The following is a 24,772-nucleotide window of genomic DNA, read 5'->3' on the forward strand; positions in this document are numbered from 1 at the left end:
TCACTCTGTAACAGGAGCTTTGCCGGGCCGGTTTTGGCGCGATCGAAACCGCGCCGGGACGAATGGCCCGAGCGTGAGCGGGCTTATAGAAAGAAGGATTTTGGAAGTCAATCCAGCGCCGTCAGGCCGACGGCCGAAGTCTTGACGGTCTGGTCCGATGTTTCGACCAAGGATGAATTTGGCAAAAAAGCTGCAATCGCCTAATCTCAGCTGATCAAGTGATCGTGAAGACAAGAGCAGCATGAGCGAAGTCCCATCCGCGGATGAAACGGTCGATCCGGCGAAGACCGCCGCCGGGACGGTGTCCCGCACCGTGCCCCGTGCGGTGCCCTTGTCGCGTGGCTTGTCGACAAAGCTGCTGCTGCTCACCATCGTTTTCGTGCTCCTTGCCGAGATCCTGATCTTTCTGCCCTGGATCGCCAGCTATCGGGTGAGTTGGCTGAAGGAGCGGCTGAGCACCGCTGCCGCCGTGTCGATCGTGCTGGTGCAGGGCGATCCCGCCTCGCTGTCGCGCGCCGCCCAGAACGACGTGCTGATGGCGATCGGCGCCAAGGCGATCGCCGTGCGCGACGGCGGCGTCTCGCGGCTTCTCGTCGTGGCCGAGATGCCGCCGCATGTCGACGAGCACATCGATATCGCCAATGTCGGCATGGTCAGCGGCATGACGGGCGCCCTCGATACGCTGTTTTTCGGCGGCAACCGCATGTTGCGCGTGTTCGGCCCGGTCGGCGAGAGCGACAAGGAGTTCGAACTGATCATGCCCGATCACAGCCTGCGCAAGGCCATGCTGATCTATTCGCGCAACGTCGCCTTCGTCTCGCTGCTGATCTCGCTGTTCACCGCCATGCTGGTCTATGCCGCCATTGACCTGATCATGATCGGTCCGATCCGCACGATGACGCGCTCGATGCTGTCCTTCTCAGAGGCGCCCGACGATCCCGGGCGCATTATCCGTCCTGCAGCCCGAGCGGATGAGATCGGCGTCGCCGAGCGCGAACTCTCGCAGATGCAGGAGCGCTTGCAGAAGATGCTCGCCGAGCAGAAGCACCTCGCCGACCTCGGTCTCGCCGTGTCGAAGATCAACCACGACATGCGCAACATCCTGGCTTCGGCGCAGCTGATTTCGGACCGCCTGCGCCTGGTCAAGGACCCGACCGTGCAGGCCTTCGCGCCGAAACTGCTGCGCGCGCTCGATCGTGCCGTTTCCTATTCGGAAGGCGTGCTTGCCTATGGCCGCACGCAGGAGCCGCCGCCTTCGCGCCGCAGGCTGCGACTGCGCCAATTGGTCGATGACGTCCACGGCCTGCTCGACACCGAAGGCGGCATCGAATTCGTCAATGCCGTCGATCTGGCCTTCGAGGTCGATGCCGATTCCGATCAGCTTTTCCGCGTGCTCACCAATCTTTGCCGCAACGCCGTGCAGGCGATGGCGGCGGACCAGGAGAGCGCTCTGGTACGCCGGCTGGCGGTGTCTGCCGAGCGCCTGGGCAGCGTCAGCCGCATCATCGTCACCGACACTGGACCAGGCCTGCCGCCGAAGGCGCGCGAAAACCTGTTCGCCGCGTTCCGCGGTTCGGCCCGCAGCGGCGGCACCGGGCTTGGCCTGGCGATCGCCTATGAATTGATCCGCGCCCATGGCGGCACGGTGGAGCTTGTCGAAAGCGTTGGCGGCCGCACCACCTTCGCGGTGACCATTCCCGACCAGCCGGTCCGGCTCGACCAGGCCCGCAGCAGTCTGCGCCGCCCAGCCTGATCCGGAGCAATTCCCTGATCGGGAGCAATTCCAGGAAAAGTGCGCAACGGTTTTCGTCCGCAATTGCGCGGAACAAAGAACCGGCCAGTGCGCGAACAGCAAAACTTTTGCCGGATCGGCTTGCTTTTCCGAAATTCAGTCGCTAGGGAACACTCCACATTCGCGGCCGGTCGTCACGATCGGATCGCGGGGGCTATGCAAAGCATGGCCTGTTGCGCGCCCGTAGCTCAGCTGGATAGAGCACCAGACTACGAATCTGGGGGTCAGGAGTTCGAATCTCTTCGGGCGCGCCAATTGGATGTACATTCCAAAATCGTGTAGCGCGACGTCCGGTTTGATCGATATCGTTGAAAAAATCCGCAGACGTTACTTGGTCTATAGTGCGCTGAAATGACTTTCTCGGAATGGCGAGAGCGCGCGGTTTCGGCGCAAGTTCATTTCGTAGACCGCACGTCCCCGGAAAGTCATTCCGCCAACGTTGGGCAAACGGCATCTCGCGGGGCACCGTTCGACTTTTTCAACGATATCGATCCATTCCAGACCTTCCGGTGCCTGCACAGCAGGGGCCTTGCGGCGATACAATGCGGCCGACTTCTGCTACGGTGCATTCCTCGGGCATAAGTGGTCTTAAAAAACGCCGTCGTGGATGGCGAGCTTACTGCCATTCTTGCTGCCGATGTGGTGGGCTACTCCGCGCTGGGAGAGTCAGATTGTCAATCGAGCATGTTGAGCGGCGACTTACGGCCATTCTAGCGGCCGACATCGCCGGCTACAGCCGGCTGATGGGCAACGACGAGGAAGGTACGCTCGCCCAGCTGAAGGCGCATCGGGGTGCTCTGGTCGACCGAAAGATCAACGAACACCGCGGGCGGATTGTCAAGACCACCGGCGATGGGATGCTGGTCGAGTTCGCGAGTGTGGTCGAGGCCGTGCGCTGCGCCGTCGAGATCCAGCGCGGCATGGCGGAACGCAATGTCGCGGCGCCGGCAGGACAACGTATCGAGTTCCGCGTCGGCATCAATGTCGGCGACATCATCATCGAGGGTGATGACATTTTCGGAGATGGCGTCAACGTGGCGGCTCGCTTGGAGGGGCTCGCGGAGCCTGGCGGCATCTGCGTCTCGGGCCGCGTGCAGGAAGACGCGCAAGGCAAGCTCGACATTGCCTTTGAGGACATCGGCGAACAGAAGCTCAAGAACATCGCTCGGCCGGTGCGCGCCTTTCGCGTGCGGCTCGACGCCTCGGCCGCTCCGGCGCTTGCCGGCTGGCGCCGGGGATTGTTCGCCGCTCTGGCTCTGATGATTTTGCTTATTGTAGGCGCGCTGTGGACCGGTCTTGGCTCTGAGTGGAAATTTCTCAGCAGTCTGCGCTCTGGCGATCCATTCACAAAAAGTGCTGAAGTTGGCACGAAACCCGCGATCGCCATTCTCCCGTTCCTGAACCACAGCGACGATTCGGCTCGTGAGCATTTCGCGGATGGGTTGACGCAGGATATTATCAACGCACTGGGTCGGTTCTCCGCGCTGACCGTGATGTCGTGGAACGCTGTCTTCCCCTACAAGGGAACGCCCGCAAGCCCGGAGGAGATCGGCCGCGGTCTCGCCGTCAGCTATCTGGTCGAAGGCAGCGTTCGCCAGACCGGCGACCGTGTGCGGGTCATCGCGCAACTCGTCGACACAAGGCAGGGACGAGTGCTTTGGTCTGGACGCTTCGAGGAGGCGCTGGCGGACGTGTTTGCGCTGCAGGACAACATTGTCACTCACATTGTCAGAGTCCTGGCGATTCGCGTGACGCAGATCGAACAAAATCGGGTGTTCGCAAAGCCAACCGAAAATCTCGCAGCCTATGATTACGTGCTGCGCGCCAGGCCGGCATTGCAGCGCCCGACGCACGCAAACAATGTGGAGGCGCGCGCCCTGCTCAAACGCGCTATCGAGCTTGACCCGAACTACGCTGCTGCCTATGCGGCACTTGCCGAAACCTATCACCTTGCCAGCTCGATGGGCTGGGCGGAATCGCCAACCGCCTTCCTGAGCCGTGCCGAGGAACTGGCAATCAAGGCGCTGAGACTTGATGATTCCGAAGTGCGCGCGCGCATCACTCTCGGCCACATCCACCTCTTTCGTCAGAGATACAACGAGGCAGAGGCGGAGATCGAGCGCGCCATTGCGATCAATCCAAACGATGCCCACGGCCTCGCCGGGCGCGGCACCATCCTGTTGTGGCTGGGACAGACGGATGCGGCGATCGAGGCCTTGGAGCAGGCGCAGCGTATCGACCCCGATCTCAATGCGATCGATCGCTTTGCGCTGAGCCTGGCCTACTATCTGAAAGGGCGCTACGACGCGGCGATCGAACAGGCTGAACTTAATCTTCGAACAACCGCAGACGCGAACTTCAGCCGTATCTTACTGGCGGCCGCATATGCACAACACAACCGAGCGGAGGACGCTGCGCGTGTCGTGACGATAATACGCCGCATCGACCCAACCTTCGATCCGCAGGAGTTCGGAAACAAGTTTCTAAGCTCTGGCGATCTCGAACATCTGCGCGACGGATTCCGCAAGGCCGGCCTCTACCCTGTCACTGGCGACATGCCCCCGGCCGAGAGAATGAACCGCTAATGTTCTTGAAGTAGCGCGCGGTTCTGATTGGCCTTCGCGATGTTCGCAGCAAGCTCCTGCTGAAAGAGCGCGGGTCCCATCGGGGCCGGCTTGCCGAAAATATAAAGCTTGCCGTCGCTGATCAGCCAGTACTCGGGGTTGGCCTCGTCCACCTCGCCCAAGGCCAGCGCCATTGCACAAAAATCTCCGAACTGCGGCGCGTAGCGAACTGGATCGGCCTTGAAAAGCTCGCGATGCTCGGCGCTCGCGAAGAGGTAGCGGTGCTCGTCCCATTCGTACTCGATCTCCGGCAGCCCGCGCGTGGGGCTTCCGGTGGTGAAATAGGCGACCGGGTCATAACCCTTGATCGCCAGCGGCACCGCTTCCGTGGCAAAAGAGGGCATCGAGGTCGCAGACAGGGCGGCTGCGACCGCCAGAACGAGGTGAATGGCTTTTCGCCGAGAGACATTGTGCATGGCGAACTCCCTGATTTGCCCTTCTCGGGCCGCTACCAGCCCCGCGGCAAACGAAGCCGTCTGCGTCATTCCGTTCGGGCACTGATTATCGCTCTTGTAGCGCTTGGCCGCAACACATTTCGGGGATTTTCGGAGTTCGAGTGTGGGGAGGGCCGGCGCCCATTGCAGCGGTGCCGGGCTCCATTCTTCGTCTGCTTATGGCGCGCAGGGCGAACCTTCCATTCCGAGCGACGATTTCGGAAATCAATAGGCGCGGCAATGACATAGTGGTGCCCATTTTCATCTCGTCCGGCGCGCCAAATGTAATCCCAATCGCTCACCAGTCCAACGGCTGCCCAATCTGCGCGCCCTCATCAGACGTGCGCTCCTTCACTATTCATGGCCGCGGACCGGGCGGTCGGCATCGCTCCGACCCGCCACACGTCTCGGCTCCTGCGAGTGACGATCCCTTGCGCGGAGAAACGAGGCTCTAGAATACAAGGCAGAAGCTGCCCATCTGTATCGCGTCGCCGTCATCGGGTGAGGCGACGGGCGGCTCCAGCCGAAGCAGATGCCGTCGGACCGACCGCTGACGGACCAGTCTCAATATTCACGCATTTGTGAGCTGTATTGATAACCGCATCCCGAATTGCGGGACTAATCTGAATCATCGCGGCGCACTATATGTCAGCGGTGCCCGGCCCCGTGCCAGGCCACTCCGTTGGGAGACTGAAATGCAACGCAAGCTCGCGGCAATCATGGCCGCTGACATCGTCGGCTATAGCCGGCTGATGGCAGAGGACGAGTCTTCCACTTATGCAGAGCTGCGTACCGTCTTTGACAACCTGATCGACCCCACCGTTGCCCGCCATGGTGGAACCACCTTCAAAACGACGGGTGACGGCTTCCTTGCAATGTTCCCGAGCGTGAACGAAGCCGTTGATGCGGCGCTTGCCATCCAGCAGGGCTTTGACGATGGGCCTTTTAAGCTGCGCATCGGCATCAACCTCGGTGATGTCATCGAGGACAAAGGGGATGTCTATGGGGATGGGGTGAACGTCGCGGCCCGGCTTGAGGCCATGACCGAGCCCGGTCAGATATTCGTCAGCGGCGCTGTGGTGATGGCTGCCGAGCGCAATCGCGGCGATCGGTTCGCCCGAGTCGGCCGCAGGCGCGCCAAGAATATTCCCGAGATGCTTGAAGTGTACCGCGTGAGGCGAGCAGGCCCTCCCTGGTCGATCTGGCGGCAGGTGCCACATGTCCTGCGCGGCAGCGCGGCGCGCTGGTCTTATGGCGTTGCTGCCATCGCTCTCATTCTCATCGGCACCCAGATTTCACCTCTTCCGCTGGCAGCGATGGTGAGCCGCATCCCGGCTGCACTCTCTCTCGACCAGACCCGTGAAGACCCCAGACCCTCGATTGCCGTCATGCCGTTCGCGACCATGAGCGGCAGCGTTGACCAGCCTTACTTTGCGGACGGACTGACCGAGGACGTGACCACGGCGCTCGCCCGTAATCCCGAGCTTCAGGTCATCGCCCGCGATTCCACTTATGCCGTGCGCGGTCAGGAGATGGATGTACGCAAGCTCGGGGCAAAGCTTGGCGTTGATTACGTGGTTGAAGGCAGCGCGCGCCGGGAAGGCGACCAGCTCCGCGTTTCGGCGCAGCTGATTGATGTCGGGACGGGGGCACACCTATGGTCGCGCAGCTTCGACAGGAAGGTTGCCGACGTTTTCACCGTCCAGAGCGAACTCACCACGGAAATCGTTGCCCAGCTCGCGCCCTATATCGGCCGAAGCGAAGCGGCAGCGGCGGCGCTGCGGCCGACGGATAATCTGCAGGCCTATGATCTCGTTTTGCAGGCCCGAGGCCGTTACCGGCACGGCGCCACTGACCAGCACGCTATTCTCGAAGCCCGTGGCCTGTATCAGCGCGCCCTGGAAATGGACCCTGCTTATGCCGCAGCCCGCGCAGGCCTGGCGTTGACCTATATCGCCGAAGTGGCGCAAAGGCCCGGCGGTCAGGCCGCCGCGCCCGAGCTGGATTTGGGCCTCAGCGAAGCGCGGCAGGCCGTGCGGCTCGATCCCAATCTCGGTTTTGGATATCAGGTGATCAGTTTCGGACTCGCACTGCAGGCGGACTATTCCGGCGGACTTCAGGCGGCGCAGCGCGCGGTCGAACTGAACCCCAACGACCCCGACAGTATGATGGCGCTGGCCAAAGCGCAGGTCCGGTTCGGAGACTATCCGGACGCTGTCGCCAATGCGGAGCGGGCGCGCCGACTGCACCCCATGGCACCGGAATACTATGCCTATGTGCATGGTCAGGCGCTTTATGCCGATGGCCGCCGCGAAGAGGCGGCCACGGTCATCAGCGAGTGTCTTGTCAGAGCGCCCCGCGATGCGAATTGCCTTCTCATCCAAGCCGCGTTGCAGGGTGGAAGCGGAGAGCTTGAAAAGGCGCAGGCAACCATGGCGAGCCTTGTTGAGGCCCATCCGGCATTTTCGCTGGAAGCGGAAAGGGCTTATCGCCGGTTCGGCGACAAGCCCTTGATGGAAGAGTTCCTGCAGGACCTGGCGAGAGCCAAAGCCCCGGAGACGGCCTGACGTTCCTGTCAGCGTCGCGGTTTTAGAACGATCCGCCCGTGGACTTGGACAGCTCTTCATAGGCATGCAACTCAGTGAGGCGCTGCTCCAGAACAGGGACCACCGTTGATATGGCGTTACCGCCCGCCACGAACTGCTTCGGCGGGTTCTCCAGGCCGGCGAGCTTCACAAGGATTTCTCCGAGCTTGACCGAAGGCAGTGCTGTCCGCAAATCGGAACTGCTGCATTGGACCGCGTGGCGGGAAGGTCTTGACGATTGTTGAAGGTGCTGGCTGCACAATGTTCACAGCCATCCTATCTCCGACCTGGTGACGGTTAAAGGGCCGATTGGGCAGTGCCGCCGAACCAGATTGGCCCTTCGGATATTATATAGGAGAAACAATGACATAGGAGTGCCCAGTTTCATCTCGTCCGGCGCGCCACTTCGGTGTAAAACTGCGAACACCAGCAGTCGCCGATTCTACGCTGGCAGCGGCGACGCGACGATCACTCCGGCACGCCGGCAATACCCAGCGCCTCGACGTAGCGCTCGGCGAATACCTTGTCCCGCCACGGGTTGATCTGCCTCTGCAGGCCGAGCGTGTAGGTCGGGAACGCCTCCATCAGCCGCCGTGCCGCCGCCTGCGCTTCGTCCGGGCGATTGAGTTTGACCAGCGCCATGATCACCACCCGGTGCGAGGAGCCGTAATTCGGCATCTCGCGCAGCGCTCGTTCTCCCCAAGCCAGCGCTTCCTCGTAGCGTTCGAGCATCAGGTAGCTCATCCCGATGCCGGAGAGCGCGATGCCCTTCTCGGGGTCGACCGGGCTCAGCCGCATTGCCCTGTGGAAGTGCTCGATCGCGACGAGGGGGCGGCCGGAATGGGCGTTCACCCAGCCGCTGCCCGTATAGCCCTGCGCCGAATTGGGGTTCAGGAGCAACGACCGTTCGATCGTGTCCAGCGCCGTCTCGTAATCCTTGGCGCTGTAGGCGATCACCTGCGCGGCGAAGCGTAAGCTTGTCGGGTCGTCTCGCGCGTCCGCCAGCACCTCGCGGGCCATGCGCACGGCGACGCGGATATCGTCGGGCTCGTGCCAGCACTGACTTACGGACAGGCTGCGGATATAGGCACCGAGTGCCTTCGCCAGGGTGAAGCCTGGGTCGATGCTGAGCGCCTCGTTGGTGAGCCGGCGCACGTCGGCGAAGCCTTCGCGCGTCATGCTGTAGAATCGCGGCAGCGCACGAAGGTAGAGGTCGTAGGCGCCGATGTAGTCGGTCGGCTTCATGCGCGCTTGCTTGATCTCCTGCAGCCGGATGCTCGGCTCGACCGCACCGACGACGCTCTCGGTCACCTTGTCCTGCAGGTCGAAGATGTCGCTCACGTCGCCCTCGAAACGGTCGGTCCAGACATGGTGCCCACTGATCGCGTCCACCAGCTGCCCGCTGATACGCACCCGCGATCCTGCTCTGCGGATGCTACCTTCGAGCACGTAGCGGACGCCCAGCTCGCGCCCGACCTGGCGCAGGTCCACCGCCCGCCCCTTATAGGTGAAGGACGAGTTGCGGGCGATCACGAAGAAGGAGTTCACCCGGCTCAATCCCGTGATGATGTCCTCCACCAGTCCGTCGGCGAAGTATTCCTGGTCGGGGTCGCCGCTCATGTTGGTGAAAGGCAGAACCGCGATCGAGGGTTTCGCGGGCAGGGGAGGCGGTGCAGCCACCGAGGCGCTGGCGTCGGTCTCGACGCGATAGGCGCGCACAGGCCGCTCGATGTTCTTGAGGCGCAGGTCGCCGAGCGGCGTGAAGCCGCCGTCGAGCTTGCCCTGAAGGTGGTCGTAGGCGGTGCCCGAGACGACCACGGCGCCGGGATCGGCGATGCTTTCGAGGCGGACGGCGATGTTGACACCGTCGCCGTAGAGGTCGCCGTCCTCCTCGCAGACCACGTCGCCGAGATTGACGCCAATGCGGAAGCGAATCCGCTCTTCCTCGGGCGTCTCCGCCTCGTGTTCTGCCAAAGCCTGCTGGATCGCTATCGCCGAGGTCACCGCGTTGACGACGCTCGCGAACTCGCACAGCATGCCGTCGCCGGTGAGCTTGACGATCCGGCCCTGATGCTTAGAGACCAGCGGTTCGAGGAGGTCCTTGCGGTATGTCTTGAGCCGCTCGAGCGTGCCGCGCTCGTCGCGCTCCATCAGGCGCGAATAGCCGACCACGTCGCAAGCCAGGATCGCTGCGAGGCGGCGCTGCGCGGTCATTGCACCGCCCGGCCAGGCGCGTGCGCGCGGGCTGCCTCGCGCCGCCCATGCCCCGCCAACTTCCAGACGCCCAACGTGCATGGCATCCATCTCTCCCAGCTGCCGCCCGTCGCCGATTCAGAACGAAGAACGCAGCTTGACCTTGCCTTCACGAGATTTCGCTATCCCGCTTGCGAGGCGTGGAGCGATCCAGTCGCCGCGCTAACAGCCAACCGGCGACGCGCCCACGCAGCCTCTGGGGACGCTGACACGCCACTCCCAGAAGCCGGAGATATTCGCTGCCCTTGGTAACCGGTTGACGCCACCGTGGCGGTGTTTTTGTCACCGCGATGTAACAGCGAGATGCCCTACGAACGCGCGCATATACTCGCTTAGAGTCTGCATCACTAAATCGGGACGTCGGAGGCGGCGTCTAAACGACGCTGGATATCTTCGACCAACAGGGCTGCTTCCTCCGCGATTGCCAATATTGTGCCCGACCGCCGCGAGATCGCGAAAGGCAGGCCGGCAAAATAGACGCCAGGGGCGCTCGTGAACCGGTTCTCGTACAATGGCTGGCCTTGTGCATCGAGCACATTGGGAACGCGCACCCAGCCGAAATCCCCTCTGAACCCGGTGCACCAGATCACCGTTGTGATCCCTCGCGCGGCGAGGTCAAGTGATCGGATTGCTGGATTCGGCAGGACCGCGGCAATCACCTCGGCCGGATCCGGCTCAGCGCTGGGGGCATCGATCCCGTTGCGCGCGATGTAGTCGTCGATCTGGTTTCGAATTCTAGCGGAGCCCTCGTCTCCAAGGCGAACATGCGCTTCCGCATCGTCGCTGAACGAGAGGCGGCCGTCGTCGACGCCCGTGAGCCGACCCAGCAAGACAACGCCTTGCGCACTGAGGGACTGCAGGCTGATCGTATGGAGCGCTCCTGTCAGCGGCCTTCCTAGGATGGGTCCCTGTTGAAGGATTTCGCTCCGCGTCACATCTATCAGTCCGGTAAGAACCATCCAGACCGAGATGTGACGACCTCGGTACATTCGCGGCAGCCGGCCGACTCGGCCCGTTGCAAGAAACACAGTTCGCCCCGCCCGGACCAAGTCCTCGGCGATCTGGCCGCCCGACTGGGCACTACCCACCACCAACACGGCTCCACTGTCGAGAGCAGATGCGTTGCGGTAGGCCGATGCATCAATCTGTTGGACTTCGGGTGGCAACAAGGCAGAGAAAGTCGGGCGCGTCGGGCAATTCTGGTTGCTGCTGGCGATCACCACATTCCTCGCCCACACGGCGCCGCCCGGAATGGCCAGCCGGTACAGGCCGTCGCTCGCAACAAGGTCGGTCACCGGCGTACCGGTTTCCACCGGGAGGCCATACCGGTCCGCATAGTCCTCCAACAGCGCGACAAACTCGCTGCTTGTCATCGCACCGTCGGGATCGGGGCCGACATAGCTATCCCCGGGCATGACCGTTTGGCTGTTAGGTGTGTTTACCCGAAAGGAGTCCCAGCGCTGGGTCCGCCAGGTCTCACCGATGCGACCTCGCTCCAGCACTCTATGACGCAAACCGCGCTGCGTGAGCGCATGACTGACGCCTAACCCCGCCCAACCGGCACCGATGACGACGGCGTCAAGAATGTCCGTTCCGTTCGTCATTCCGCCCCCTCTGATGTCACCCTATTGTACGTTGTGAAATCAGTAAATGGCCCGTTTTCAGCACGGCGTTGCTTGCACGCATGACAAGCGCTTCATAAATTATAAAGTCCCCGCAATGACTTAGCGGTGCCCAGGTTCATCCTTTCCGGCGCGCCATTTCCACCGGGGCTACAATTTTCTACGATCTGTTACGCTAGTTTCTACGATCTGTTACGCTAGACTGTAGGGGAAGAAGTTCGTCCTCATGGAGGGAGCGGTGTTCGGTCGCGGATGACGATCAGGCTCCAGCGATTGCCCAACACCTCGACAGTCAAATTGATCGGGCAGCCCGAGCGTTGGGCGTTCATGCGCACTCCAAAAACCAATTGCAGTATAAAATCAGTCGAGCTACTTAAAACCGATTGCATAACACAATCAGAACTGCGCAGACGCGCGCGTGAGGAAAGGAGGCGGGGATGGCCAAGCTCGTGTTCGGAATGAATCAGTCCCTGGACGGCTACGTCGACCATATGGCGTTTGGGCCAAGCCCCACGCTCTTCCGCCACTTCATCGAGGAGGCGCAGGGGCAGGCGGGCAGTGTCTACGGTCGCCAAATGTATGAGATCATGCGTTACTGGGATGACGATCATCCTGAATGGGATGCAGAACGACACGCCTTCGCGGCGGCGTGGCGGAACCAGCCGAAATGGGTCGTCTCGCGCTCGTTGAAGTCGGTCGGCCCCAACGCCAGGCTTGTTGACGATGATCTTGAGGGCGCGATCCGCGAGCTGAAGGGCGAGCGCGACGGGGAGATCGAAGTTGCTGGCCCGAATTTGGCGCAAAGCCTCACCGAGCTTGGCCTGATCGATGAGTATCGAATCTATCTGCACCCCGTCGTCCTTGGTCACGGCAAGCCATATTTCGCCAGGCCCCGGCCGCCGCTCCGCCTTATGACCAATGATCGGATCGGCGATGATGTGGTCAGGTTGACCTACGTTCCTGCCTAATCCCGCGACTCACCGGGTGGAAATCGCCGCGGGAGCGGCGCATGACCGGTTCAACCGCTAAGTGTTTCCACCTCGCGATTCCGCGAGGAAACACTTGCGAGCCGCGGCCAGGCTGATGCTGCTCACTTGACCTGTTCGATCAGGCCGGTGTCTGTTCAATTAGTGGAGCCGGCGTGCAATCTTGCCCCTTGCACTCCTGGACAGGGTTCTCGGCCGGTGGGAGACAGTTTTGTCCCTCGCAATGAACGGGAGGCTGCTCTGGCGTTGCTGCACCGTTCGGGTCGACATTGACCGGCGGAACAGGCTGATCCTCGGCGCGAACGACCGGCATTCCTGCCAGGCCGATCATGGCCGTGCACAAGATCGCAATTCGAAGGAGATTCATTTCCGCCTCCGCGGCTGACAGCGGGCAGCATCCTACACTTTGGAACTGCGGCCGGCATCCTGTCACGCGCAAACGATGTTAACAGCGCGTTTCGGTGGGCCGACCAAGCTTCGGATATTCCAGGGCGCGCCGTTTTGCCATGATGTCAGTGACACCGCAAAACGCAGGGCTCCGCCTTCCTTCGTTTGCATGCTTCGCTGATATTAGCTTTAACGCATACATCTTCGCCAGCCGGAGCCCCCCGCAAAGCCCTCCGGTAAGGCCCGGCTCCATACTGTTTGACAGGAGCCGGGCCGCTGCTCCGCCCTTGGGCTTGCCGTAAGCCGCGGAAACGAGTGTTTGTCTTTCGCGACTACATCATGAAACAGGGGGAAAGACTCTGAGACCTGAAGACCGCGCGATGTGCAAAAGGGTAATCGACCAGGTAACCGCTGACGCCAAATGGTACAGCACCTCGATAGATGGTGAGATTCTGGCCTCGACCACGCTGACCCTCTTTCAAGCCGGGGTTATCAACGAAACGAACTTGCTGGCACATGTTCGCGCACGTCGCCACGATTTCATGAAGCAGGCCCGCTAGCTCTACCCGCCCATCGTTGGTGCTGCGTCCGCCGTCGACACTTCGCGGCTTGCTGCGCGGGCCATGGCCGGCAGGCCGCGGCCCTGGCAGGCCTGCGAGAAAATTGATAGGCCGCCGCCGTTTGTCACAGACGGCGGCCTTTGCGTGTCTGCCCCAATACCCCGTCCGTCAGGCACACAATGGACGGTACATTAGCGATAGCGAAAACACTGAAGCAATATCATTCGCTGTGGATAAGCTGATCTGAATCGATCTGTGACAAAAATGCCGTAGGGGTAGGTCCCGGCAAGTGAGGCTGGATCGAGAGTTATTTGGAGCCGGAGGGGGCTTCAGAGCTGCCATCGCCTTGCAGGGCCTGAACTCGCGCCGGTGACGAAAGCGATTTCCCTTGCAATAAAATAATTCACCTTTCTGCCATGACGACAAGACCTCGCGCTTTGCCGGCGAGACCAGATTTCCCGGATACTTCATACTCTGACACGTCCTGCCCGCGCAGAAATACGCACTCGAGAAAGAAGGATGCGCTCATCCCCTCGAACGGCGTGTAGCCGGCCTTGCTCAGTTGATCGGCCGCCCGGATTGTCGTCGGGCGACTCGGATCGAGAACGAGAACGTCGCGCGGTGGGCCAGGGCGATGCTGGGAAGTCATTGCAATCTACTCCTAGCGAATTGCCGCTGCGGATCTGGCGTAGGGTCCACCGTGATTGTTTCGATTGTTCCCTTGGATTCAGGGTTTTGCCACAGCCAGAGCGGCGCGAACCGTATGCCAATCGGCAAAACTTGCGCCAGGAAGCCACGAGAGCTGCCAGACGATGAGAACAGGATGATGCCGTTTGCAGCCGGGTCTCGCCTAGAATCGCCAAGGCGATCCAACAGCAACTTCGCAATTCAGCGCGGGTGGATGCAGGGCCTCAGCCGGTTGCCAGCCTTGCGAATGCGCAGTCATTCCGCCACGGTCCCAACCGAGTCCCGCTCGACCAGCGGGCATTCGAGCTTGGTGATGGGGTAGCGGCCCCGGCCTGGTGGCGCGGGTACCTCGAGCTGCTCGATCGCCCACTGCCCCATCGCCATATGCGGCAGGATCGATGTCGTCAAAGGCGGGAAGAGATGGCGGGCGATCTCCTCGTCATCATAGCCGACGACCGAGATGTCTTGTGGAATGTGCAGGCCGGCCTCCTTCAGCGCCTCGTAGCAGCCGATGGCGGTGCGGTCGTTCTGGCAGAAGATGGCGGTCGGCCGGTCCTTCAGCGCGAGCAGCTTGACCGTCGCCGCATAGCCCGCACTTGCCGACCAGTCGCCTTCGACCACCAGTTCCGGATCAAACGGGATGTCGGCGGTGGCGAGCGCCCGGCGGTAGCCCTTCAGCCGGTCCTGCGCCGCCTGCATCCAGGGCTCGCCGGTGATGGTGGCGATGCGCCGGTGGCCATGGCCGATCAGATGCCGGGTCGAACTCTGCCCGCCGGCGATCTCGCTCGGCACCACGGCGGGGAAGGCATAGTCCGACGTATAGCAATTGAGCAGGATGACCGGGATATCGAGGCCGTAGAGAAAATCGGGGGCCGATATCTCACGGGTGAAGATGGTCATGTAGATCAGCGCCGAAATGCCCCGCTTGGCCAACGCCGCGATGGCGCGCGGTTCCATGACGGCATCGCCCATCGTCTGAGCAACCAGCAGTACGTTGCCAGCATTCCATGAAGCCTGGCGTGCTCCCTCGATGGCGACCACCGCCTCGGGGCTGGTCGCCAGTTGGTCGACGGCGAAGCCGATAACCCCGTCCAATCCTTCGAACGGCGCGACGGGGGCACGCAGCGCCGAAAAGGCGGGAGGCGCATAGCCGAGAGCCCGCGCGGCCTCGATCACCCGTTCGCGGGTCTGCTGCGACAGCCTGATGCCTGGCGTATTGTTGAGCACGAAGGAGACCGTCGCCTGCGAGCAGCCGGCGGCCCTGGCGATGTCGGTCATGGTGACTCGGCCCTTCGGATTCTTGCCCGCCGGCTTGCGCCGCCTGGTGGCTTCGAGGGCATCCGTCGGTTCGCTCATGGCAGCATGTTTCCCAATCCCGGCCTGTTCTTAAGCAAAGGCCACACGCGACGGCAAGACGGCCCGGCGTGACGCATTTATGGAGAATGCAGCGTGTTGATCATTATTAGTGGGTGGCGCTAACCGTACGCTGGCCGTCACGGGCTAACAAGGCCTACACGTTTATCCGCAATTTTGCTGCGCTGCGGCAGCTCAGCCGATCGCCAGTGTTCTCCCCCCTTACGATTCCGCTGCTCGCGCCCAGCGGACGATTTCCATCTCATAACTAATAGTTATTTACTAGTAGCCGCAAGCGGTCTAATGTCAATTCGCATGTCCGTCTCGGGGTCGAGGAGGACGCTGCAAACCACAGTGTGACGTGCCGAAGCGGCCGGCCAAGGCCGGGGAGGGGCGCCACACAATCACGAAAATGTCAGACAAATCGGACTATTTACGAACGCCAAATGTGTGTCTAGAGTTTCGATCGCGGCTGGTGCGGTTCTTTCGCTGCCGCAACCCTTGAGGAGGAGGCGTCCAAGCCGCAATCGACAAGTCAAATCAGAAATGACTGTGCCAAATGGGAGGTTGAACATGAAATCTGTAATGCGAACTGCATCCGTCGCCGCGGCGGCTCTGCTGCTTGGCCTGTCGGTGAGCGCAATCGCGCGCGCCCAAGACAAGCCGACGCTGGCCTTCGTCGTCAACGGCGCGTCCGACTTCTGGAAGGCGGCGGAAGCCGGCGTGAAGAAGGCGCAGGGCGAATTGCCCGACTATAATCTTGAGCTCAAATATCCCGAGCAGTCGTCGGTCGCCATCCAGCAGCGGCTGATGGACGACCTGGTGACCGCAGGCGTCAAGGGGATCATGGTGTCGGCCGTCGATCCCAAGACCTCGACCGACGGGCTGAACAAGATCGCTTCGGAAACGGCGCTGTTCACCACCGACAGCGACGCCCCGCAGACCAAGCGCGTCGCCTATATCGGCTCGTCCAATGTCGATGCCGGCAAGCAGGCGGCCGAGATCGCCAAGAAGGCGATGCCCGACGGCGGCAAGTGTCTCGGCTTCGTCGGCCTGCTCGGCGCCGACAATGCCAAGGAACGCATCGAGGGCATGAAGGCCGGGCTCGCCGGCACCAAGATCGAACTGGTCGACGTGCGCGGCGACGATATCGACCAGGCCCGCGCCAAGAAGAATGTCGAGGACGCGCTGGTCGCCAGCCCCGACGTCACCTGCATGGTCGGCTTCTACTCCTACAACACGCCGCGCATCTATGAAGCGCTGCGCGATGCCGGCAAGCTTGGCCAGATCACCGTCGTCGGTTTCGACGACGACCCGATCACTTTGGGCGGCGTCAAGGAAGGCACGGTCGCTGCCACCGTCGTGCAGCAGCCCTTCGAATGGGCCTATCAGGGCATGAAGCTGATGGCCGCCTATCTCAAGGGCGACAAGTCGGGCATTCCGGCCGACGGGCTGATCATCATCCCGACCAAGATCATCGGCAAGGACGATGTCGACGCCTACGCCGCGGAACTCAAGACGATGGCGGGCAAGTAAGACAAAGCAGTTGCGCCGGCTCACGGTCCGCCCTGAGCCGGCGTTCGTATTGACGGGCCTCGCGAGGCCCGTCAGTCTGCACAAGGGCTCGTTTTGGGGCCTACCGGCTGCTGTCAGGCGTGATGAATTATTCCGACACAACCATCGTTGCAGCGACGACCGCTCCGTTCCTGAGCCTGGAGGGCGTGCGCAAGACCTATCCCGGCGTGGTGGCGCTGGACGGCTTCTCGATGGAGGTCAGGCCCGGCGAGGTCATCGGCCTGGTCGGCGAAAACGGCGCCGGCAAATCGACGCTGATGAAGATCCTCGGCGGCGTGACGCGGCCGGACAGCGGCACCATCACGGTCGACGGCGTCGCGCATGACGGGCTGACCGTCGAAGGCAGCCTCGGTTCCGGCATCGCCTTCGTCCACCAGGAACTCAATTTGTTCGACAATCTCGACGTTGCCGCCAACATCTTCTTCGGCCGCGAGCCGCTGCGCGGTGGCCCGCTCAAGCTCGTCGACCGCCCAAAACTGCGCACGCAGGTGGCGCCCTTGCTCAAACGCGTGGGCGCCAATTTCTCGGCCGACACGCCGGTCTCGGCCCTGTCGCTTGCCCAGCAGCAAATGGTCGAGATCGCCAAGGCGCTGTCGATCAGGGCGCGGCTGGTCATCCTCGACGAGCCAACCTCCAGCCTGCCACTTGCCGAGACCGACAAGCTGCTCGATGTCATCAAGGCGTTGAAGGCCGAAGGCATCAGCGTCATCTTCATCTCGCACCGTCTGCACGAGGTCGAGCGGGTCGCCGATCGCGTCGTCGTGCTGAGGGACGGCATGTTGGCCGGTACCTTGCCGAAAAGCGCCATCAATCACGACCAGATGGTCAAGCTGATGATCGGGCGCATGCTCAAGGAGCGCGAGAAGGCCTCAGAGGCGGCGCATGCGCCCGGCTCCGTCGCGCTGTCGGCCAAGGCGGTACGCACCGGCGCCTATCCCGACCGGCCCGTCGATCTCGACGTCAGGCATGGCGAAATTCTCGGGCTGGCCGGCCTGGTCGGCTCCGGCCGGACCGAGCTGGCGCGCGTTCTGTTCGGCATCGACGAGCGCTTTGGCGGCAACATTAAGCTGGACGGACAGGAACTGGCGCTGGGATCGGCCGCCGACGCCGTGGCCAATGGCATCTTCCTCGTCCCCGAGGACCGCAAGCTGACCGGCGTTCTTCTCGACCTGTCGATCGCTGAGAATATTTCCCTGCCCAATCTGCCGGCGCATGCAAGACATCAGCTGGTCTCGGCCAGTGCCGAGGCCGCTACCGCCGAGAAACAGAAAAGCAATCTCGGCATCAAGGCGCCGTCGGTGGCGACGCGCACCGGCACGCTGTCGGGCGGCAACCAGCAAAAAGTCGTGCTCGCCAAATGGCTGGCGATGAACCCCAAGGTCATGATCCTCGACGAGCCGACGCGCGGTATCGACATCGGCGCCAAGGCCGAGATCTACGGGCTGATGCGGGCGCTGGCCGATGCCGGCGTCGCCGTGCTGATGATCTCCAGCGACATGGAGGAGGTGATCGGTGTCTCGGACCGCATCGCCGTCATGCATGAGGGCCAGATCTCGGGCATTCTCGACAAGGACGACTTCAGCCAAGAGAACGTGCTGCTGCTGGCCGTCGGCAAGAAGCCGAAATAGGTTTAGTTTTGCCGCAGGTTCTGATCGCAAAACCGCGGAACACTTTTGCGGAACCTGCTTAGGGGAGGGATAATGATGAGCAAGAAAGATCTTGGCCTGCTGATCCTGATCCTGGTGGTGGGAGCGGTGGTAGCGATCATCAACCCGCGCTTCCTCCTGCCGATCAACCTGGCCAACACCTCGAACCTGATCGGCCTGTTCGGCATACTTTCGATCGGCCAGGCCTTCGTCATCATCACCGGCGGCATCGAATTGTCGGTCGGATCGGTGGTCGCGCTGCTCGGTACGCTGTTCATCGACTTTATCGCCGTGCGCGAGATGGACTGGCCACTGGCCTTCGTGCTGATCATCGTGCTCGGCGCCATCATCGGCCTGGTGCATGGCTGGCTGATCACCCGGCTGAAGCTGCAGCCTTTCGTGGTGACGCTGTGCGGCCTGCTGATCTATCGCGGCGTGGCGCGCTTCTACACCGCCGACGGCACGGCGGGCTTTGCCTTCGGCCAGAATTTTCCCGAACTGGAATTCCTGACCGCCGGTCGCAGCTATGGCGTGCCGAACAGCTTCATCGCGCTCATCGTCATTTCCATCGTCATGTGGGTCGTGCTGCACCGTTCGGTGTTCGGGCGTTATCTCTATGCCATCGGCAAGAACGAGGAAGCAGCTAAATATTCCGGCATCCGCACCGGCCGCGTCGTCATGGCGGCCTACGTCATCTGCGGCGTGCTGACGGCGCTGTCGGCGATCTATTTCGCCATGTACACGCGCTCGATCTCGCCGGCCAGCCACGGCCAGTTCTACGAACTCTACGCCATTGCCGCCGCCGTGCTCGGCGGCTTTTCGCTGCGCGGCGGCGAAGGCTCGCTGATCGGCGTCCTCCTTGGTACCGTGCTGCTGCAGGAGCTGCAGAACCTCGTCAATTTGCTCGGTATCCCCTCCTCGCTCAACTTCGCTGTGATGGGCGGGGTGATCCTGATCGGCGTGCTGGTCGACCAGCAATGGGGCGTGTTCCGCGCGCGGCGACTGATGCTCGACGCCACCCGCAAGGGCGCGGCCGGTGCGCCTGCGGAGTAGCCGCCTTTACCCTCCTCTTGTGGGGAGGGTCGGACCGCAGGTCCAGGGTGAGGTTCTCAAGAACAAGTTCTTCGCACCCGAACCCGGCTCCCAAGGGAGAGGTAATCAAATCAAGCCGGACATATCCGAAAAGGCCATCGCCTTGCGCAGCACTTCGGCGAAACGCTCGCCGGCGGCCTCGCGCGGCCCGCTATTGTCGATCGAGGTGATGCCTGGACCGGACAAGGCCACATTGGCGCTGCGCGAAAGCCGCGCCAGCACTTCGCCGCGCGACTCGCGGCCGCGCATGGCCAGCCGCTCGGCCAGGATTTCCGGCGACGCGGTGATCTCGACGACCGCCAAATTGGCGTAGCGTTCGCGCAGCTTCGGGATGACGGCGCGCGACACATTGGCAATGGCAACGCGCCCATTGGCAACCGAACTGTCGACCTCGGCTGGAATGCCATAGTGCAAGCCATGCGCCTCCCAGGAAATGGCGAAGGCGCCGTCGGCCTCGGCCTCGGCAAAGGCCACGTCGGCCAGCGTGTCGTGATCTTCGCTCGCGGCGTCGCTCGGCCGGGTAATGACCCGGCGCACGAACTCCAGCCGGCTTTCGTCGGCAAACAGGGCGCGGGCATAGCCGATCACAGTATCCTTGCCGGCGCCGCTCGGCCCGACGACGGCGACGAACACACCTTCGCGGATCGGAAACGCCTCGGCCGACAATTCACGCTCGATCAATGCCGACACCATCACGCGACGCGCCGACCCTGCCGCCAGACGGTGCGCACGACTGGCACATGGTCATCGACACGCACGCGCACCAGGTCGGCGCGCCGGCCGGGTTCGATGACGCCGCGATCGCTGAGGCCGACCGCCTCGGCCGGGTTCTTTGACACCATCGCCACCGCTTGCGGCAAGGATATGCCCTCGACCACATCGCCGAGGAAGAAGGCAGACTGGATCAGGCTGAAGGGAATGTAATCGGACGACAGGATGTCGAGCAGCCCGTCGCCAGCCAGCGTGCGGGCCGAGACATTGCCCGAATGCGAGGCGCCGCGCATGACGTTCGGCGCGCCCATCAGCACGCCGAGCCCGGCCTGTTTGGAGGCTCTTGCCGCTTCCTCGGTGGTCGGGAATTCGGCGACGCGCACGCCTTGCTCGATCGCCTCGTCGACATGGCCTGTCGTGGCGTCGTCATGGCTCGCCAGCACGATGCCGCGCTCATGGCAGGAGGCTGCGATGAAGACGCGGTTCGGGCCGGAGTTCATCGCCGATTCCGCCATCCGCTTTTCGCAGAATTTCTGGAAGTCGCGATCCGTCAGCTTCAGCTTGCGCTGGTAGTAATAGGCATAGGTCTCGAGATTGACGAACTGGCGCTGGCCCGGCGCATGGTCCATCAGCGATGCCAGCTTCACCCTCTCGTCGCCCTCGAAATTGGCGAAAGCCCTGAGGCAATCCGGCGCCGAAACCTCGCAGCGCAGATGGATGAAATGATCGGCTCTGAGCCGATCCTGCGCGACGCTGTCCTCGATCGCGTCGGCCAGCTTGCGGATGTCGGCGGAGGTCAGGTCGGCATCCTCATCCATGCCCACGCGCAAGGCGTCGAGCACGGTGGTGATGCCGGCGGTCGCCACCTGCGCGTCATGGGCAAGCACCGCGGCGATCGGGTTCCAGCGCACTTTCGGCCGCGGCGCGTAATGGCCTTCGAGATGGTCGGTGTGAAGCTCGACCAGCCCGGGGATGATATAGTCGCCGCCCATGTCCTCGCCAATTTGGCTGGCGCCGGGTTCGATGCCGGCGATCAGGCCGTCGCGCAGCACCAGCGAACCCTCGACGATCTCGTCGGCAAGCACGATGCGGGCATTGTTCAAAACGGTTTCGGCAGTCATTTCAGGCAGTCCTTGGAGCATTTTTCAGCCAATTGACAGCAATTGGCGTCGTACAAATGCGGTTGAAACAAATCAGGCAGTCTTTCGCGCCGACCGGTGCCCGAGCGCATGATGGGAAAGCACCATGAACGGGGCACCGGGTTCAGTTTCGACAAACAGCGTCAACGCATCCACCGGCACCGGCCGCAGCAGCACGTCCGAAAACAGCCTGTCTATTGCTGCGCGAAGACGAAGGCTTTCCTGTGGCCCGGCGCGGCCGGACAGCGTCATGTGGAAGCGAAAAGTCTCGAAGACATAGGGGTAGCCCCACTGACAAAGGTTGCGGAACTCGTCCGGCTTCAGCGAATCGGGGCTGCGCCGCTCGATTTCGGCCTCGGTCAGCGGCGCCCGAAAGCGGTCGAAGGCGAGCACGACATCGCCGGCGAAGCGATTGAGCGCCGGCAGTGGCGCCTCCGGCACGAGCGCAAAGAAGCCGTCGATCTGGCTGACGACAAGGCGCGGGATCATCACCACGGGTGTCGCTTCGGCAAAGCTGTCGAGTGCGGCGCGAAGCGAGGCTTCCGTTTCGCTCGCAGCCAGCCGGAAAGGCGCCTTCAGCGTGGCGTGAAAACCATAGCGGCGCGCCGAAGCGGTATGAAAGGCGACTTCTGCCGCCGACAAATCGCCCACCGCCTCGACCGGTCTGGTCGCGGCGCCGAACGGGTCGCGGCCAAGCCAGTTGGCGGCGATCCGCGCCAGCTTCTCGTCCTGCCCAGGGGTGAAATAGATCGCGTAGCGCATCGAAAGTCCTCGTCAGCACCGCTGCAATAGGCGATTTGCATGACGAATTGACGAAGCTTTGCAGCATTTTCCATGGCAAACCAACCGGATCGGATCATTAGCCGACGATTTTTTCGCTCTGGACCAATCAATACGGTCTTGGGAACGATCGATCAGGCCTTCATCAGCCATTCGTGTTCCGGCGCGTTGTGGAATTTCCACGTCCGCTTCGGCCCGGCCATGACGTTGAGATAATAGAGGTCATAGCCGTGGCAGGCGGCACATGGGTGGTAGCCCTCGGGCACCAGCACGACATCGCCGTCCTCGATCGCCATCGCCTCGTCCAGCGCGCGGGCGCCATTCTTGTCGGCATCGGTGTAGACGCGCTGGAAGGCAAAACCCTGCGGCGGGTTGAGCCGATGGTAATAGGTCTCCTCGAGATAGGATTCGGCCGGCAGATTGTCCCGGTCGTGTTTGTGCGGCGGATAGCTCGACGTATGGCCGCCTGGCGTGATGACCTCGACCACCAGCAACGAGTCGGCCGGCTTGCCCTCCGGCAGGATGTTGGTGACGTAGCGCGTGTTGGTGCCCTTGCCGCGCACCTCCTGGCCGAGATCGTCCGGCGCGATGACCCGGACAGGCAGGCCGCCGCCAAGTCCGGGCGCCGAGCAGACGGCGAGTTCGAGATCGGTGTCGGCGCTCACCGACCAGTCCGAACCCTGGGGGACATAGACCGACCACGGCTTGCCGTCGAAGGGCGACATGCGTTCGCCGAGCAGGCCGAGATCCTTGCCGCCGGCGCTTGCCTTACCCTTGCCGGTGACGAACACCAGGCAGACCTCGCGGTCGGCGGTCTGGCCGGAGGCGCTCTCGCCCGGCTTCAGCCGATGCAGGTCGAAGCCGACATAGGTCCAGCCGGCGCTTTTGGGCGTGACATGGGCGACGCGGCCATGGCCCTTGTTGGCCTTTACCAGCAGTTTCGACATTCTTGTCTCTCCTATTCCTCGACATTGACGGATCGGAGGCCCGTTGAAGCCAAGATTTCACCAGCCGTCTGAATGGACCATCGCAAACCTTGGGGATTGGCCGAAGCCATCCCAACTTCGTCATCCTAGGGCGAAGCAGGAGCGAAGCTCCGTCGCGGAGACCCTAGGATCCATGCCGTAACCTCGATCGAAGAGCGCAGCGGACCAGAATTCTGCACCGCAGCGGGTGTTCGGAAGTCGCGGCATGGATCCTGGGGTCTGCGCCGCGTCGCTTCGCTCCTTGCTCCGCCCCAGGATGACGAAGCGAGAGGCGTCTCAGCGAATCGCCAACGCACGCAATCCGTCATGCGCGCAGTGTCTGATCCGTACGCCTTCCGCGCCATGGAGCGCTTTATTCCTTCATTCCTTCGGCTCGGCCGATGGCTTGTCCTCGCCGGCCGGCTTGTAGAGGTAAAAGAACTGCCAGACGGCGTAGCCGGCGAAGCCGAGCGCAATCACGCCCCAGAACGGCGTGCCGGAGGCGAATTCGATCACCGCCCAGATCAGGCAGACGGCGACGATGGCGACGCGCCGCCAGAGCGGTCGGAAGAACGGGTGTTCACTGTCTTTCATCGTGCCACTCCAGACCTCACCAAACCGACCTTCAGGTAGACCGCCAATAGCTGGGTATCCAGCGTTCAGGCATTGGGAAAGCCTTGCGTCTCGACCGTATAGCCTGCGGCGGTCATCACTCGCATCAATTCCTTGTAGCCGACTTCAGCCATCTTGAGCGGCGGATTCTTCTTTGGATCCTGTTCGGCCTCGACCACGAACCAGCCTTCATAGCCATGATCGGCTAGCCTTTGCACGATGGCGCCGAAATCCAGAGAACCGTCGCCAGGTACGGTGAAGGCACCCAGCGCGACAGCATCGAGGAAGGATTGCCTGGCGCGGTCGAGCTTGTCGATGACGCCCATGCGCACATCCTTGACATGGACATGGTTGATGCGCCGGTGGTGATTGTCGATGGCGCGCAGCACATCGCCGCCGGCAAAGGCCAGATGGCCGGCATCGAGCAGCAGCGGAATGCCTTCGCCGGAATGGCGCATGAAGGCATCGAGCTCTGGCTCGGTCTCGACGACCGCCGCCATGTGATGGTGGTAGGAGAGCGGCATGCCTTGCTCGGCGCACCATTCGCCAAACTCGGTCAGGCGCCTGGCGTAGGCCTTCATCTCGTCGCCGGAAAGTTTTGGCTTGGTGGCGAGCGGCTTCGAACGGTCGCCCTGGATCGAGCGGCCGACCTCGCCATAGACGACGCAAGGCGCGTTCACGGCCTTGAACAGATCGATCATCGGTTGGATGCGGTCCTTGTTCCTGGCCATGTCTTCGTCAACCAGAGTGCCGGAGAACCAGCCGCCGCAAAGGGTGACGTCGGCCTCTCTCAGGATCGGCAGCATCACCTTGGGGTCGTTGGGGAAGCGGCGGCCCATTTCCATGCCGGTGAAGCCCGCCGAGCGCGATTGGCGCAAACACTCCTCCAGCGACACGTCATCGCTCAACTCCACGAGATCGTCGTTCCACCACGCGATGGGGGACATGCCGAGTTTGGCTTTCAAGTCG

19 protein-coding genes, 1 tRNA gene and 1 pseudogene are annotated in these 24,772 nt (G+C 62.4%); 8 read left to right on the top strand and 13 right to left on the bottom strand.

Translation table 11 applies throughout. The features are described from left to right. Positions 1-241: 241 nt before the first annotated feature. From OHD62_RS02520 to OHD62_RS02530, 3 genes are all read left to right on the top strand, one after another. A complete protein-coding gene (locus OHD62_RS02520; RefSeq protein WP_263780713.1) occupies positions 242-1,753 on the top strand; it encodes an ATP-binding protein in 1,512 nt (503 codons plus the stop codon). Positions 1,754-1,969: 216 nt separating this feature from the next. Further along, positions 1,970-2,046: transfer RNA gene (locus OHD62_RS02525), tRNA-Arg, on the top strand. A 417-nt stretch (positions 2,047-2,463) separates the two neighbouring features. Beyond that, positions 2,464-4,377 (top strand): adenylate/guanylate cyclase domain-containing protein, encoded by a 1,914-nt coding sequence (locus OHD62_RS02530; RefSeq protein WP_263782272.1) that lies wholly within the window; start codon positions 2,464-2,466, stop codon positions 4,375-4,377. Here OHD62_RS02530 and OHD62_RS02535 read toward each other — a convergent pair. Then, positions 4,374-4,832, bottom strand: a complete 459-nt coding sequence (locus tag OHD62_RS02535) for a YHS domain-containing (seleno)protein (protein WP_263780714.1) — start codon at positions 4,830-4,832, stop codon at positions 4,374-4,376. The genes OHD62_RS02530 and OHD62_RS02535 overlap by 4 nt on opposite strands. 713 nt (positions 4,833-5,545) lie before the next feature. On the opposite strand from OHD62_RS02535, the gene OHD62_RS02540 reads away from it, so the two are divergent. Beyond that, entirely contained in the window at positions 5,546-7,417 is a 1,872-nt protein-coding gene (locus OHD62_RS02540) for an adenylate/guanylate cyclase domain-containing protein (protein WP_263780715.1), read from the top strand. 22 nt (positions 7,418-7,439) lie between these two features. Here the strand turns inward: OHD62_RS02540 and OHD62_RS02545 are convergent, their stop codons facing one another. The 4 genes and pseudogenes from OHD62_RS02545 to OHD62_RS35675 form a co-directional block, all read right to left on the bottom strand. Continuing rightward, the gene (locus OHD62_RS02545; RefSeq protein ID WP_263780716.1) at positions 7,440-7,586 is read right to left on the bottom strand and encodes a hypothetical protein; all 147 of its coding nucleotides are present in this window, start codon (positions 7,584-7,586) and stop codon (positions 7,440-7,442) included. A gap of 317 nt (positions 7,587-7,903) precedes the next feature. Next, complete coding sequence (locus OHD62_RS02550; protein ID WP_263780717.1) at positions 7,904-9,649, bottom strand: adenylate/guanylate cyclase domain-containing protein; 1,746 nt, start codon at positions 9,647-9,649, stop codon at positions 7,904-7,906. Positions 9,650-10,035: 386 nt separating this feature from the next. Then, positions 10,036-11,292: a flavin-containing monooxygenase gene (locus OHD62_RS02555; RefSeq protein WP_263780718.1), complete on the bottom strand. Its 1,257-nt coding sequence runs from the start codon at positions 11,290-11,292 to the stop codon at positions 10,036-10,038. Between the two features lie 263 nt (positions 11,293-11,555). Beyond that, positions 11,556-11,639, bottom strand: a pseudogene (locus OHD62_RS35675) (transcriptional regulator); the annotation flags it as partial. Positions 11,640-11,747: 108 nt separating this feature from the next. Here OHD62_RS35675 and OHD62_RS02560 point away from each other — a divergent pair. Further along, positions 11,748-12,278, top strand: coding sequence for a dihydrofolate reductase family protein (locus OHD62_RS02560; RefSeq protein ID WP_263780719.1), 531 nt, complete (start codon positions 11,748-11,750; stop codon positions 12,276-12,278). 1,368 nt (positions 12,279-13,646) lie between these two features. Here the strand turns inward: OHD62_RS02560 and OHD62_RS02565 are convergent. Continuing rightward, the gene (locus OHD62_RS02565; RefSeq protein ID WP_263780720.1) at positions 13,647-13,892 is read right to left on the bottom strand and encodes a hypothetical protein; all 246 of its coding nucleotides are present in this window, start codon (positions 13,890-13,892) and stop codon (positions 13,647-13,649) included. A 293-nt stretch (positions 13,893-14,185) separates the two neighbouring features. Beyond that, the gene (locus OHD62_RS02570) at positions 14,186-15,286 is read right to left on the bottom strand and encodes a LacI family DNA-binding transcriptional regulator (protein ID WP_263780721.1); all 1,101 of its coding nucleotides are present in this window, start codon (positions 15,284-15,286) and stop codon (positions 14,186-14,188) included. Between the two features lie 570 nt (positions 15,287-15,856). Here OHD62_RS02570 and OHD62_RS02575 point away from each other — a divergent pair. The 3 genes from OHD62_RS02575 (at position 15,857) to OHD62_RS02585 (ending at position 19,557) form a co-directional block, all read left to right on the top strand. Next, the gene (locus OHD62_RS02575) at positions 15,857-16,819 is read left to right on the top strand and encodes a sugar-binding protein (RefSeq protein ID WP_263780722.1); all 963 of its coding nucleotides are present in this window, start codon (positions 15,857-15,859) and stop codon (positions 16,817-16,819) included. Positions 16,820-16,941: 122 nt separating this feature from the next. Further along, complete coding sequence (locus OHD62_RS02580; protein ID WP_263780723.1) at positions 16,942-18,486, top strand: sugar ABC transporter ATP-binding protein; 1,545 nt, start codon at positions 16,942-16,944, stop codon at positions 18,484-18,486. 75 nt (positions 18,487-18,561) lie between these two features. Beyond that, positions 18,562-19,557 (top strand): ABC transporter permease, encoded by a 996-nt coding sequence (locus tag OHD62_RS02585; protein WP_263780724.1) that lies wholly within the window; start codon positions 18,562-18,564, stop codon positions 19,555-19,557. Between the two features lie 105 nt (positions 19,558-19,662). Here the strand turns inward: OHD62_RS02585 and phnN are convergent, their stop codons facing one another. The 6 genes from phnN to iolE all read right to left on the bottom strand — a co-directional run bounded on the left by phnN (position 19,663) and on the right by iolE (position 24,768). After that, positions 19,663-20,292 (bottom strand): phosphonate metabolism protein/1,5-bisphosphokinase (PRPP-forming) PhnN, encoded by a 630-nt coding sequence (gene phnN / locus OHD62_RS02590; protein WP_263780725.1) that lies wholly within the window; start codon positions 20,290-20,292, stop codon positions 19,663-19,665. Further along, positions 20,289-21,428 (bottom strand): alpha-D-ribose 1-methylphosphonate 5-triphosphate diphosphatase, encoded by a 1,140-nt coding sequence (locus OHD62_RS02595; protein ID WP_263780727.1) that lies wholly within the window; start codon positions 21,426-21,428, stop codon positions 20,289-20,291. The genes phnN and OHD62_RS02595 overlap by 4 nt, the downstream gene beginning before the upstream one ends. Before the next feature lie 72 nt (positions 21,429-21,500). Beyond that, a complete protein-coding gene (locus OHD62_RS02600; protein ID WP_263780728.1) occupies positions 21,501-22,208 on the bottom strand; it encodes a DUF1045 domain-containing protein in 708 nt (235 codons plus the stop codon). A 152-nt stretch (positions 22,209-22,360) separates the two neighbouring features. Next, positions 22,361-23,173 (bottom strand): 5-deoxy-glucuronate isomerase, encoded by an 813-nt coding sequence (gene iolB / locus OHD62_RS02605; protein ID WP_263780730.1) that lies wholly within the window; start codon positions 23,171-23,173, stop codon positions 22,361-22,363. Between the two features lie 399 nt (positions 23,174-23,572). After that, positions 23,573-23,785 carry a DUF3329 domain-containing protein gene (locus OHD62_RS02610; RefSeq protein ID WP_263780731.1) on the bottom strand — a complete coding sequence of 71 codons (213 nt, stop codon included), beginning with the start codon at positions 23,783-23,785 and terminating at the stop codon, positions 23,573-23,575. Between the two features lie 65 nt (positions 23,786-23,850). After that, a complete protein-coding gene (gene iolE, locus OHD62_RS02615; RefSeq protein ID WP_263780732.1) occupies positions 23,851-24,768 on the bottom strand; it encodes a myo-inosose-2 dehydratase in 918 nt (305 codons plus the stop codon). Between the last annotated feature and the right edge of the window lie 4 nt (positions 24,769-24,772).

This window comes from Mesorhizobium sp. YC-39 (assembly GCF_025753795.1).
In the GTDB taxonomy this organism is placed as follows: domain Bacteria; phylum Pseudomonadota; class Alphaproteobacteria; order Rhizobiales; family Rhizobiaceae; genus Mesorhizobium.